At 73.7% G+C, this 13,049-nt stretch carries 8 protein-coding genes; 3 read left to right on the forward strand and 5 right to left on the reverse strand.

Features of this window, described 5'->3' with window-relative positions; genetic code table 11:
* Window positions 1–298: 298 nt before the first annotated feature.
* Complete coding sequence (leuS, locus tag D7147_RS15515; RefSeq protein WP_120678199.1) at window positions 299–3,139, reverse strand: leucine--tRNA ligase; 2,841 nt, start codon at window positions 3,137–3,139, stop codon at window positions 299–301.
* 474 nt (window positions 3,140–3,613) lie between these two features.
* Between leuS and D7147_RS15520 the strand changes: the two genes are divergently transcribed.
* From D7147_RS15520 to D7147_RS15530, 3 genes are all read left to right on the forward strand, one after another.
* Window positions 3,614–4,666, forward strand: coding sequence for an AAA family ATPase (locus tag D7147_RS15520; RefSeq protein WP_120678202.1), 1,053 nt, complete (start codon window positions 3,614–3,616; stop codon window positions 4,664–4,666).
* Between the two features lies 1 nt (window position 4,667).
* Window positions 4,668–5,966, forward strand: coding sequence for a DUF58 domain-containing protein (locus D7147_RS15525; RefSeq protein ID WP_120678203.1), 1,299 nt, complete (start codon window positions 4,668–4,670; stop codon window positions 5,964–5,966).
* 93 nt (window positions 5,967–6,059) lie between these two features.
* Window positions 6,060–8,549 (forward strand): transglutaminase TgpA family protein, encoded by a 2,490-nt coding sequence (locus D7147_RS15530; RefSeq protein ID WP_120678205.1) that lies wholly within the window; start codon window positions 6,060–6,062, stop codon window positions 8,547–8,549.
* A gap of 648 nt (window positions 8,550–9,197) precedes the next feature.
* On the opposite strand, the gene D7147_RS15535 is transcribed toward D7147_RS15530, so the two are convergent.
* The 4 genes from D7147_RS15535 to D7147_RS15550 all read right to left on the reverse strand — a co-directional run bounded on the left by D7147_RS15535 (window position 9,198) and on the right by D7147_RS15550 (window position 12,980).
* On the reverse strand, window positions 9,198–9,593 hold the full coding sequence (locus D7147_RS15535) for a DUF3040 domain-containing protein (protein ID WP_120678207.1): 396 nt from the start codon (window positions 9,591–9,593) through the stop codon (window positions 9,198–9,200).
* Window positions 9,594–9,708: 115 nt separating this feature from the next.
* Window positions 9,709–10,968, reverse strand: coding sequence for a DNA polymerase IV (locus D7147_RS15540; protein ID WP_120678209.1), 1,260 nt, complete (start codon window positions 10,966–10,968; stop codon window positions 9,709–9,711).
* A gap of 36 nt (window positions 10,969–11,004) precedes the next feature.
* Window positions 11,005–12,216: an alkaline phosphatase family protein gene (locus D7147_RS15545; protein WP_120678211.1), complete on the reverse strand. Its 1,212-nt coding sequence runs from the start codon at window positions 12,214–12,216 to the stop codon at window positions 11,005–11,007.
* On the reverse strand, window positions 12,213–12,980 hold the full coding sequence (locus D7147_RS15550) for a methyltransferase domain-containing protein (RefSeq protein WP_120678898.1): 768 nt from the start codon (window positions 12,978–12,980) through the stop codon (window positions 12,213–12,215). Before D7147_RS15550 ends, D7147_RS15545 begins: the two co-directional genes overlap by 4 nt.
* Between the last annotated feature and the right edge of the window lie 69 nt (window positions 12,981–13,049).

Genomic DNA, 13,049 nt, shown 5'->3' on the forward strand with positions numbered 1-13,049 from the left:
TGACCGCTTGAGTCTTTGGTGACGTCAGTTCCACAGGCGCGGCGACCGAGCTCGACCGCGGTGCCGCAAACCGCGCGTGGCGACCGGGTACCGCCGCCTGCCTCGGCCGCGATGCCGCAAACCGCGCGGCGACCAGGTACCGCCACCGACCTCGACCGCGATGCCGCAATCGCGGCGACCGGGTACCGCCGCCGGCCTCGACAGCGGTGCCGCAAACCGGGCGCGGTGCACGGCGCGCCGGCCGACCAGGACGAACCCGCCGTGGGCGCGCCCGACGAGGGCGCGCCCACCAGCCGGTTCAGAGCACGACCGAGACCATCCGGCCCTTCACCACGATCACCTTGCGCGGATCCTTGCCGCCCAGGGTCGCGGCCACCGCCTCCAGGGCGCCGGCGCGGACCGTCTCCTCCGACGCGTCGGCGGGGACCTCGACCCGGCCGCGGACCTTCCCGTTGACCTGCACCGGGTAGGTGACCGTCTCGGCCACCAGCAGCGCCGGGTCGGCGACCGGGAAGTCCGCGTACGTCAGCGAGGTGTCGTGCCCCAGCCGCCGCCACAGCTCCTCGGCCACGTGCGGGGCGAACGGCGCCAGCATCAGCACCAGCGGCTCGGCCACCTCACGTGGGGTGGCCGGCAGCCGGGTCAGCGCGTTGGTCAGCTCGATCAGCTTGGCGATCGCGGTGTTGAACCGGATCCCGTCCATGTCGGCCCGGACCCCGTCGACGGTCTTGTGCAGCAGCCGCCGGGTCGCCTCGTCGGCCGGCTCGTCGGTGACCCGCAGCGCACCGGTCTGCTCGTCGACGACGGCCCGCCAGACCCGCTGCAGGAACCGGTAGGAGCCGACGACCGCCCGGGTCTCCCACGGGCGGGACACCTCCAGCGGGCCCATCGACATCTCGTAGACCCGGAACGTGTCCGCCCCGTACGCCTCGCACATCTCGTCCGGCGTGACGACGTTCTTCAGCGACTTGCCCATCTTGCCGTACTCGCGATTGACCACGTCATCGCCCAGGTAGTAGCCGCCGTCGCGCTCGATGACCTCCTCGGCCTGCACGTAGCTGCCCCGGGAGTCGGTGTACGCGTACGCCTGGATCATGCCCTGGTTGAACAGCTTGCGGAACGGCTCGAACGACGACACGTGGCCCAGGTCGAACAGCACCTTGTGCCAGAACCGGGCGTACAGCAGGTGCAGTACGGCATGCTCGGCGCCGCCCACGTACAGGTCGGTGCCGCCGCAGTCGCCCTCGCCGCGCGGGCCCATCCAGTACCGCTCGTTCTCCGCGTCCACGAAGCGCGACGTGTTGGTCGGGTCCAGGTAACGCAGCTCGTACCAGCAGGAGCCGGCCCACTGCGGCATCACGTTGGTCTCCCGGGTGTACCGCTTCGGGCCGTCCCCCAGGTCCAGCTCGACCTCGACCCAGTCGCGGGCCCGCGACAGCGGCGTCTCCGGGTTGCTGTCGGCGTCGTCCGGGGCGAACGTCCGCGGTGAGAAGTCCTCCACCTCGGGCAGCTCGACCGGCAGCATCTCCTCCGGCAGCGCGATGGCGGCACCGGTCTCGTCGTACACGATCGGGAACGGCTCGCCCCAGTAACGCTGCCGGCTGAACAGCCAGTCGCGCAGCCGGTAGGTGACCGTGCCCCGGCCGTGCCCGTTCGCCTCCAGCCACTCGATGATGCTGGCCTTGGCCTCGGCGACCGCCAGGCCGTTCAGGTCCAGGCCGCGCTCGGGCGCCGCGCTGTTGATCGCCGGGCCGTCGCCGGTGTACGCCTTGCCGTCGAAGCCCTCGGCGGGCTGCACCGTCCGGACGATCGGCAGGTCGAAGACCTCGGCGAAGGCCCAGTCCCGCTCGTCCTGGGCGGGAACCGCCATGATCGCCCCGGTGCCGTAGCCGGCCAGCACGTAGTCCGCGATGAAGATCGGGACCTGCGCGCCGTTGACCGGATTGGTGGCGTACGCCCCGACGAAGACGCCGGTCTTCTCCTTCGTGTCGGCCTGCCGCTCGACGTCGGTCTTGGCCGCGGCCGCCTTGCGGTACGCCTCGACGGCGGCCCGCGGGCTGGCGTGCCCGCCGGTCCAGGACTCCTTGGTCCCCTCCGGCCAGGTCGCCGGCACCAGCGCGTCGACCAGCTCGTGCTCCGGCGCCAGCACCATGTAGGTGGCTCCGAAGACCGTGTCCGGCCGGGTGGTGAACACCCGGACCGGCTCGGCGGCCGTCGGGAAGTCGATGTGCGCGCCCTGGGACCGGCCGATCCAGTTGCGCTGCATCAGCTTGATCGCGTCGGGCCAGTCCAGCGTGTCCAGGTCGTCCAGCAGCCGGTCACCGTACGCGGTGATCCGCATCATCCACTGCTTCAGGTTCCGCTTGAAGACCGGGAAGTTGCCCCGCTCCGAGCGGCCGTCCGCGGTGACCTCCTCGTTGGCCAGCACGGTGCCCAGACCCGGGCACCAGTTCACCGGCGCCTGCGAGACGTACGCCAGCCGATGGCCGTCGACGATCTCCCGGCGCTCGGCCACGGACAGCTCGGCCCACGGACGGCCATCCGGCGTCGGCCGGGTGCCGCCGGAGAACTCGGCGATCAGCTCGGCGATCGGCCGGGCGCGCTCGGCGTCCCGGTCGTACCAGGAGTTGAAGATCTGCAGGAAGATCCACTGGGTCCAGCGGTAGAAGTCCGTGTCGATGGTGGCGACCGAACGGCGCTCGTCGTGAGCCAGGCCCAGCCGGCGCAGCTGCGCCTTGTACCGCTGGATGTTCTGCTCGGTGGTGGTCCTGGGGTGGGTGCCGGTCTGCACCGCGTACTGCTCGGCGGGCAGGCCGAACGCGTCGAAGCCCATCGCGTGCAGCACGTTCCGGCCGGCCATCCGCTGGTAGCGGGCGAAGCAGTCGGTGCCGATGTAGCCCAGCGGGTGCCCGACGTGCAGGCCCGCCCCGGACGGGTAGGGGAACATGTCCAGCACGTAGAGCTTCTCCGCGCCCGCCCGGGGGTGGTCGGGGTCGGCCAGCGGCCCGGTCGGGTTGGGGGCGTGGAAGGTGCCCTCCCGCTCCCAGATGTCCTGCCAACGGTTCTCGATCTCGTCGGCCAGGGCCGCGGTGTACCGGAACGGGGGAATGTCGCCCGCCGGTGCGGCTGCCTCACTCATCGCGTCTCCTCGCGTCGCTCGGCGCGGTCGTCTCGTGCGGTCTGCTGGTGCTCGCCGCCCGCCCGCCCACCGGCTGGCGGGCGACGGGCACAAAAAAGCCCCTCACGCAGGAGGGGCCGCCGTGCTGTCGCGCGTTCAGCGCATCAGCACGGCTCGGTAAGAAGCAGGAAGACTCCGGCCATGACGGCAGTGTACCCCCAGCTCCGGCGGGACCGGTGGCCCGCCACCACGCCTCGGGACGCCGGCCACCGCGCCGCCGGGACAGCCGGACCGAGGGGCGTACGGTCCCCCAACCTGACGAATATTCGGGGCGTAACCGGCGGTCTGACCGTGGGGGTCGGCGATCACGACAAACATGGTTAGCCTGAGAGGCCAGTGAGATTTGTGCGGCAGACGAGGCTCGACGTCGCGAACCCAACGACGGGTCCAGCTGCTCTATACAGAGCTGCCGTTCCGGCGACGAGGAGGAGGCCCGTGACACAACAGACCTGGGACGAGGTCGGCGGCCTGCTGCCGCACGACGAGTTCCGTGCCGCGAGCGAGGCCGTCGTGGCCAACATAGAGCAGGTCATCGAGGGTAAGACGGCCACCGTTCGCCTCGCGTTGGCGGTCCTGCTCGCCGAGGGTCACCTCCTCATCGAGGACGTCCCCGGCGTCGGCAAGACCAAGCTCGCCAAGGCCCTGGCCCGCTCCATCGACTGCTCGGTGCGCCGGATCCAGTTCACCCCGGATCTGCTCCCCAGCGATGTCACCGGCGTCAGCGTCTACAACCAGGAGACCCACGACTTCGAGTTCCGGCCCGGCGCGGTCTTCGCCAACCTGGTGGTCGGCGACGAGATCAACCGGGCCTCGCCGAAGACCCAGTCGGCGTTGCTGGAGTGCATGGAGGAGCGGCAGGTCACCGTCGACGGCGTCACCTACCAGCTGCAGACGCCGTTCATGGTGATCGCGACCCAGAACCCGATTGAGATGGAGGGCACCTACCCGCTGCCCGAGGCTCAGCGGGACCGGTTCACCGCCCGGATCGCGATGGGCTACCCGGACGTCGGCGCGGAGCTGGCGATGCTCGACGGCCACGGGGCCACCGACCCGCTCGATCAGCTGCGCCCGGTCTCCGACGCGGCCACCGTCCGGCGGCTGATCGCGACGGTCCGCCAGGTGCACGTCGCCGACGCGGTCAAGCAGTACGCCATCGACCTGGTCACCGCCACCCGCGAAGCCCCCGACCTGCGGCTGGGCGCCTCCCCCCGGGCCACCCTCCAGCTGCTGCGCACGGCTCGGGCCGTGGCCGCCCTCGAGGGTCGCGACTACGTCCTTCCCGACGACCTCCAGGCGCTGGCCGTGCCGGTGCTGGCGCACCGGATCATCCCCACCGCCGACGCCCAGCTCGCCCGGCGCACCACCGACGCGATCGTCTCCGACCTGGTGCACCGGCTGCCGCTGCCGAACGACCGCAAGCGCTCCCCCTACGACACCCGACCGGCGAGCGGCAACGGCCGCGGGCCGTACGAGCCGCGGAGGCCATGACGTGCGTGAAGGGCTGCGCGGGCTGACCACCCGCGGGCGCTCGTTCCTGGCCGCTGCGGTCGCCGCGGCCGTCTCGGCGGGGATCCTCGGTGAGAAGGACCTGCTCCGGGTGGCCGTGCTGCTCGCCGTCCTGCCCCTGCTCGCCGCGGCCTACGTCGGGCGCAGCCGCTACAAGCTGGCCTGCAACCGGTCGCTGGACCCGCACCGGGTGCCGGTCGGGGCGAGCTCCCGGGTGGTGCTGCGGCTGCAGAACCTGTCCCGCCTGCCCACCGGCACCCTGCTGCTGGAGGACCGGCTGCCCTACGCACTGGGCAGCCGCCCCCGGGTGGTGCTGGAGCGACTCGGCGCGCACCAGGCGAGTTCGGTGGCGTACACGGTCCGGGCCGACGTCCGCGGCCGCTACGAGGTGGGCCCGCTGGTGGTGCGCCTGACCGACCCGTTCGGGCTCTGCGAGCTCAGCCGCGCCTTCCCCAGCATCGACCACCTGACGGTGATCCCGCAGGTCACGCCTCTGCCGTCGGTCCGGCTGCCCGGCGAGTACGCCGGGAGCGGCGACAGCCGCGCCCGCTCGGTGGCGGTGCACGGCGAGGACGACGCGGCGACCCGGGAGTACCGGATGGGCGACGACCTGCGCCGGGTGCACTGGAAGTCGACGGCGCGCACCGGCGAGCTGATGGTGCGCCGGGAGGAGCAACCCTGGGAGAGCCGGGCGACGGTGGTGCTGGACACCCGCGCGTACGGCCATCGCGGTGACGGTCCGACGGCGAGCTTCGAGTGGGCGGTCTCGGCGACCGCGAGCATCGCCGTGCACCTGCGCCAGGCCGGCTACAAGCTGCGCCTGGTCACCGGGGCCGGCGCGGACGTGGACGCCACCGAGGGCGGCGGCGACGGCCTCCTCCTCGACCAGCTCGCCGAGGTACGTCTCGACCAGCGGACCGAGGTGACCGAGCTGGTGCAGCGGGTCCGCCAGCGGGCCGACGGCGGTCTGATCATCGGCGTCTTCGGCTCCCTGAGCACCGCCGAGGCGGAGCTGCTCGCCGGTCTCCGCGCCAACGGTGCGACCTGCGTCGGCTTCCTGGTCAACAGCTCCAACTGGTTGAACCTGCCCGAGAAGGCCCGGGCCGAGGCGGAGCAGACGCACGCGGCCGCCGCGCTGTCGCTGCTGCGCAGCGGTTGGCGGGTGATCGGCGTCGACCACGGCACCCGACTGCCGGCGATCTGGCCGCAGGCGGGCCGCGGCTCGCAGGGGTTCGCGCTGCGCGCGGTGCTGGCCGATACGGTGGCCGGCGGCGTGCGATGAGCGGAGCCGGCGCGCGAACCGACCGGTTCGACGCGGTCGAGCCGCCCGCCGCCCGGTGCGACGAAGCAGAGGCATGAGGGGAGGGACCGGGTCATGACCCGCCATCGGAATCTCGGCCTGGTGGCCGCCGGTGCGACGCTGCTCGCCGCGGCGCCGCTGTCGGCCATCTTCGAACGCTGGACCTGGCTGATCGAGTCGGCCATCGCGGTCGGCGTGGTCGCCGGGGCGGCCGCGCTGACCCGGGCGCTGCGGGCCCCCCTCTGGGGTCAGGTGCTCGGCATGCTGGCGGGGCTCACCCTGGCGCTCACCTGGCTCTTCCCCGCCGGCAGCGAGATTCTCGCGGTGCTGCCCACGCCGGCCACCTTCGCGCACTTCAGCGAGCTGCTGGGCGGCTCGGTGCAGGACATGCGCTCCTACGGCGTGGAGGTGCCCGACACCCCACCACTGCTGTTCATCACGGTGCTCGGCGTGGGAGCGGTGGCCGTCGTGGTCGACCTGCTCACCGTCGGGTTGCGCCGCCCGGCCCTGGCGGGCCTGCCGATGCTCGCCATCTACTCGGTCCCCGTCGCCGTCTACGTCGACAACGTGCCGCCGGTCCCGTTCGTGGTCGGCGCCGTCGGCTACCTCTGGCTGCTGGGCGCGGACAACGTCGACCGGGTACGCCGCTTCGGCCGCCGGTTCAGCGGGGACGGCCGGGACATCGACGTCTGGGAGGCTTCTCCGCTGGCCGCCGCCGGCCGGCGGCTCGCGGTGCTCGGCGTGGCGGTGGCGGTCCTCCTGCCGCTGGTCCCCGTGCCGGGGATGAACGGCAGCCTGCTCGACTCCCTCAGCTCCGGCAACGGGAGCGGCAACGGCACCGGCCGCCCCGGCCAGGGCGGCGCTCCCGGAAAGATCAACCTGTTCGCCGCGCTCAGCGGCCAGTTGAACCAGTCCGAGGTCGCCGACCTGATCAAGGTCACCACCAACGAAGCAAGCCCGTTCTACCTGCGCTTCGGGGTGGCCGACGAGCTGAAGTCGAGTGGCTTCGAGGTGACCAACCCCTCCGGCCGGCCGGTCACCCGCGACCTGCCCGACCCGACCGTCCCCGAGCGCCGCGGCGTCGAGCAGCGTCAGTACCAGGCCACCGTCGAGGTCAGCCGGGACCTGGACATCCCGCTGCTGCCGGTCTACTCCGAACCGGTCCGCACCGAGGACCTGAACTCGAGCTGGCTCTACGACGACGACCGGCAGATCGTCTTCTCCAACCGGGAGAACTCGCGCGGCAAGCGCTACTCCTTCGAGTACGTCCGGTCGACGTACAGCCCGGCGGCGTTGCGCACCGCGCGGAAGCTGCCCGCCGACCACCCCCTGGTGCGACGGCAGCAGACCAAGACGCCGCCGGTGCCGCAGGTGACGGAGCTGGTGGACCGACTCGTCCAGGGCAAGGTGACCGAGTACGACAAGGTCCGGGCGATCTACGACTACTTCTCCTCCGACAACGGCTTCAGCTACCAGCTGCGCACCGAGGGCGGCACCAGCGGCGAGGACATCGTCGACTTCCTCACGAACAAGGTCGGCTTCTGTCAGCAGTACGCGGCCGCGATGGGGTGGCTGGTCCGGGCGGCCGGTATCCCGGCCCGGGTCGCGTTCGGCTTCACCAGCGGCAGCAACCGCAACGGCAACACCTACACCCTCACCAACCGCAACCTGCACGCCTGGACCGAGGTCTACTTCGACGGGATCGGCTGGGTACCGTTCGACGCCACCCCGGCGTACGGCGTGCCCGGCTCCACCCGGTCCGCCTGGGCCCCGGACACGGACGCGCCGGATCCCCTCCCCGATCAGCCGGGCGCGCCGAACACCGGCACGGATCCGGAGGAGTCCCCCGGGGCGGTGGGCTCGGAGCGGGAGGAGGGGGACACCGACACGGGCCTCTCCCTCGGCGCGGAGACCCCCACCGAGCAGGCCCCCGTCTGGCCCTGGTGGGCCGCCGGTTCGCTGCTGCTCCTGCTGGTGCTCGCGCTGCCGGCACTGCGTCGGGTCTCCCTGCGCCGCCGTCGCGGCGGCCGGACGCCGGTGGCGGTCGCCGCCACCGACCCGGACGTGGGCGTCGGCGTCGGCCCGGCGGCCGGCCAGCGGATGGTGGTGGTCGGCGCGGACGCCGACCGGGCGCGGGCCGACGCGCACGCGGCCTGGGACGAGCTGCTCGACACGCTTGTCGACTACCGGGTGCCGGTGGACCGGACGGAGACGCCGCGGGCGACCGCCGACCGGCTCATCGGGGGCGTACTCAGCGGTCACGCCGACTCCGCCGACGCGATGCGGTTGCTCGGCCGGGCCGAGGAGCGGGCCCGGTACGCACGGAACCCGCTCACCGGTGATCCGTTGGTGCCCGCGCTGCGCGCGGTCCGCGCCACCCTCGCCGCGGCCGCCGACCGGCGTACCCGGTTGCTCGCGGCGGTGCTGCCGCCCTCGGTGCTGCAGCGCTGGCGGCTCGCCGTGGCGGACACCTCGGGCCGGATGGTCGCCATGACCGGCCAGGCCCGGCACCGCCTGCTGCGGTGGAGCCCGCGCCGCCTGCTCGCCGACCGCGCGGCTCGCTGACCGGCCCCGGGGCACGAGAGCGCCCGCACGCCCGGCCACCGGCCGGGCGTGCGGGGATCCGGCGACCGGCCGGGCGTGCGGGGGTCGGAGGCCGAGGGCCGGCCGGGCGTGCGGGGGTCGGAGGCCGAGGGCCGGCCGGGCGTGCGGGGGTCGGAGGCCGAGGGCCGGCGACCGGCCGGGCCTGCGGGATCCGGAGGCCGGGGGTCGGCGACCGGGCGCCGACCGGCAATCGGGCGTCGGCCGGTAATCGGGCGCGCCGCTTGATCCACACGAGTTCCATGAGGTCGGGCTGTCCGGGCCGCGGGACACCGCGACTTACCTGAAGGCGAGTCGATCACCGTTTCGGCGCGACGGCCACCGCCGGCCCGGCCGAGGAAGAGGCCCGAGCGGAAGACGAGGATCCCGGCGGCCTGGCCGGGCGTACGGCCAACGGCGCGGCCCGGCCCGGCCCGGCAGACAAGGCAGCGGACCAGCGGACGGCGAGCGGCCCGGCCCGGCAGACGGCCAGAGGTGAAGGCCCCGGCACAGCCGAAGGACGAGCATCCGGCCGGCCGAGGAAGGACATTCCGGGCGCGGCGGACGGCGAGCAGCCCGCCCGGCCGGAAGAGGAGAGTTCCGGCCCGGCGGGCGGTGTGGGTCAGCGGCGGGTCAGCGGTGCCCCTCCGGGCGCTGACGCCACCGGTCCTCCATCCGGTCGAGGAACGAGGAACGGCGACCGGAGCGCCCGCGAGTGCGGCGCCGACTGGTCGTCCCACCCACCACGTGGAGGTCGGGTGACTGCGCTCGACGGTGCGACTGCACCGCGTACGCAGCCGAGGCCAACATGACGACGAAACCCGCCACAGCCAGCGGCGGAGTCTTGATCACCGCGCCATAGACCAGTAGGGCCAGCCCAGCGATGATGACGCCGGCAGCGACGAGCAGGCGACGCCGCGTGTGGAAACGCGGATCGCTGGCGCGCACGGCCGAGGCGAATTTGGGGTCCTCGGCAAGCGACCGCTCGATCTGCTCGAACAGCCGCTGCTCGTGCTCCGAGAGCGGCACGGCACTCCTCCCCGGTCACGTTGGTCGGCCCGTTCGGACCGACAGACCGTGGCAGCCAACCGGCTGCTTACCCGCAAGTCTACGAGGGGGGTCGCGCGTCGGAAAGCGGGACGACCTATGGCCGGGTCGGATTTTCGTTCCGGCGGGGATCACGGCTGCCGAGCAGACTGGCCGGACCTATGACGGACCGCCCGAATCGGGCAGCGGCGGCGTCCGCGGCGGCCTCCGCTTCGCGCCAGCCGCGCTCGGGAGCGCCGAGCTGGAGCTGCCGGGGTGTCTCCTGCGCCGCGGCGAGCCCCTCGGCCCGTACGCCGACGAGCCTGACCGGCTCGGCCGGGGCGAGCGCGGTCCAGAGCGCCCAGACCGTGTCGAACATCTCTCGGGCCGTGTCGGTGGCGACCGGCAGGGTGCGGGAGCGGGTGACCGTGCGGAAGTCGGCCAGCCGCACCTTGAGCGAGATCGTCCGACCGACCTGATCCGCCCGGCGCAGCCGGCCGCCCACCTTGTCGGCGAGCGCGAGCAGCGCCCGGCGGATCTCCAGCGGGTCGGTCACGTCGACGTCGAAGGTGACCTCCGCCCCGATCGACTTCTCCACGTGCTCGGGGCTCACCGCACGCGGATCACGCCCGTGCGCCAGGGCGTGCAGGTGAGCGGCGGACGCCTCCCCGAGGGCCTTGCGCAGCATTCCGTAGGGCGCCTCGGCCAGGTCGCCGATGGTGGCCAGGCCGAGCCGACGCAACGCCTGCGCGGAGCGCTCACCCACCCCCCAGAGCGCGTCGACCGGCAGCGGGTGGAGGAATTCGAGCACCCGCGTCGCCGGTACGACGAGCACGCCGTCGGGCTTGGCCCGGGTCGAGCCGAGCTTCGCCACGAACTTGCTCGGCGCCACCCCGACGGAGCAGGTCAGCCCCAGCTCCCCCGACACCCGCTCCCGGATGCCACGGGCGATCTCGGCCGGTGAACCGAAGAGCCGGCGGGCACCGGACACGTCGAGGAACGCCTCGTCGAGGGAGAGCGGCTCGACCAGTGGGGTGACGTCCCGGAAGATCTGCATCACCGCCCGGGAGGCCTCGGTGTAGGCGGTGAAGTCCGGCGGGAGGTAGACCGCGTGCGGGCAGAGCGCCCGGGCCCGCATCATCGGCATGGCGCTGCGCACGCCGTAGGGGCGGGCCTCGTAGCTGGCCGAGCTGACCACGCCGCGCGGGCCGAGGCCGCCGACCACCACCGGCCGGCCCCGCAGCTCGGGGCGGCGGCGCACCTCGACCGAGGCGAAGAAGGCGTCCATGTCGACGTGCAGGATCAGGCTGCCGGAGTCGTCGGCGTCCGGACCGAAGCGCGGATCACCGCCCCGTGGCAACGACTGGCTGCGGCCCATGTGCGCAGGTTAACCGGGGGGTACGACGCGACCCGGTCAGCCCCGCACCACCAGCAGCGGGATGGTCATCTCGGCCGCGGTGTCCGACCCGTGGTACGCCACCAGCCGGGACGCGAGCGGGCTCTCCGAACGGGTGGCCAGCACGGCGTACGTGTCGTTGCAGATCACCACGACGTCGCCGATGCGGGCCAGGTGCTCGGCCGGAACCGGCCCGAACCAGCCGGCCGCGACCGCCTCGTCGCGGGTACGCACCCGGGCCGCGTCACCGAGCACCGCCGACCAGGCGGCCACCACGTCGTCGACCGCACCGGGCGCGACGTGCAGGTAACGCACCCGGGCCTCACCGGCGACGACCTGGATGCCGGCGCGCAGCCGGGGATCGGTGTCCAGGTCGAACCGGTGCCCCATGGGCACGTCGAGCTGGCCGTGGTCGGCGGTGACCAGCAGCGCGGCGTCCGCCGGCAGGCCGTCGACCAGCCGGGTGACCAGGGCGTCCACCTCCGTCGCGGCGACCCGCCAGGGCGGTGAGTCGACCCCGCTGAGATGACCGTGCCGGTCCAGGTCGGGGTGGTAGCCGGAGACCAGGGTCGGACCGGTCCCGGCGGTCAGCGCGGTCAGCATGGTCCGGGCGAGCGCGTCGACGCCGGTCGCACCGCGGAAGTCCCCGCCGCGGTTGGCGGCCACCGTCAGCCCGCTGCCGCCGAACTCGGGACGACTCACCGCGGTGACGGCGACACCGGCCGCGCGGGCCCGCTCCAACTGGGTCGGGACGGGTTGCCAGCGCAGCGGGTCCGGGTCGGCGGCCCACTCGATGTGGCTGAGCACCCGCTCCGTACCGGGCACCCGGACGGTGAAGCCGAGCACGCCGTGCGCCCCGGGCGCCACGCCGGTACCCAAGGTCACCAGGCTGGTGGGGGTGGTCGACGGGAAGCCGGAGGTGAGCGGCCGACCGGCCGTCGCGGCGAGTCCGGCCAGCGTCGGGGCGTACCGGGCGGCGGTGGGGATCTGGTACCAGCCGAGCCCGTCGACGAGGAGCACGGCGACCCGGCGCACCCCGGCCAGCTGTGCGGAGAGGCCCAGCCGGTCGGTGGCCCCCGGCACCCCGAGCACGGCGAGCGTGCTGGGGAGCACGTCGGCGAGGCTGCCGTCGCCGTAGCGCGGGGCGACCGGGGAGAGCGGCTCGGAAGCCGCCGGAGGCAGGTCGGGGTCCGGCGGGCCGGACGCGCCCGACGTGGCCGGGCCGGTCATGCCGGCCGGCGGGCGAACAGGTGCAGCTGCGCGGCGAGATCCCGGTACGGCGGCCGGCCGGCCAGCGCCCGCTCCAGCTCGACCAGGGCACCCGGTTGACCGTCGGCCACCGCCGCCGGCAGCAGGTCGGCGAGGACGCGTACGCCGTGGATCTCCTCGACCACGAGCCCGGCGGCGCGCAGCAGAGCCGAGGCGCCGTCGACGTCGTACCGCCGCCGCAGGGTGTCCCGGGCCCCGGCGGTGCCGGCGGGATCCGTGGCCAGGGTGTCCGCGACGTCCAGGTGACCGTTCATCGCGCGGGCCAGCACCGCGGCGGCGCGACCGGCGACCAGTACGCTCGCCGCACCGCCGGGCCGCAGCGCGGTGGCCAGCGCGGTCACCACCGACACCGGGTCGTCGACCACCTCGAGCACGGCGTGGCAGAGCACCAGGTCGACACCGGCCGGTTCGACGAGACCGGCGAGCGCGTCGCCGTCGCCCTGCACGGCGCGTACCCGGTCGGCGACGCCCGCCTCGGCGGCCCGCCGGGTCAGCGCGGCGAGCGCGTCGGGGCTCGCGTCGACCACCGTGACGCGGTGCCCGGCCTGGGCGAGCGGGACGGCGAAACCGCCGGTGCCGCCGCCGACGTCGAGCACGGTCAGTTCGATGCCGCCCCGCCGCTCGAGTTCGGCACGGAGCACCGACCAGATCACGGCGGTACGGGGGGTCAGCGGCGGCCCGGTGAACCGGCCTCGGGTCTGCTCCACCCGGTCGAGCCTAGTCAGGTTCCGGGGTGTCGGCCGGGGGCCCCTCACCAACGGATCCGTCGATGGGGCCCTCCGGCGCACCTCGTC

It is taken from the genome of Micromonospora musae (genome assembly GCF_003626545.1).
Classification (GTDB): domain Bacteria; phylum Actinomycetota; class Actinomycetes; order Mycobacteriales; family Micromonosporaceae; genus Micromonospora; species Micromonospora musae.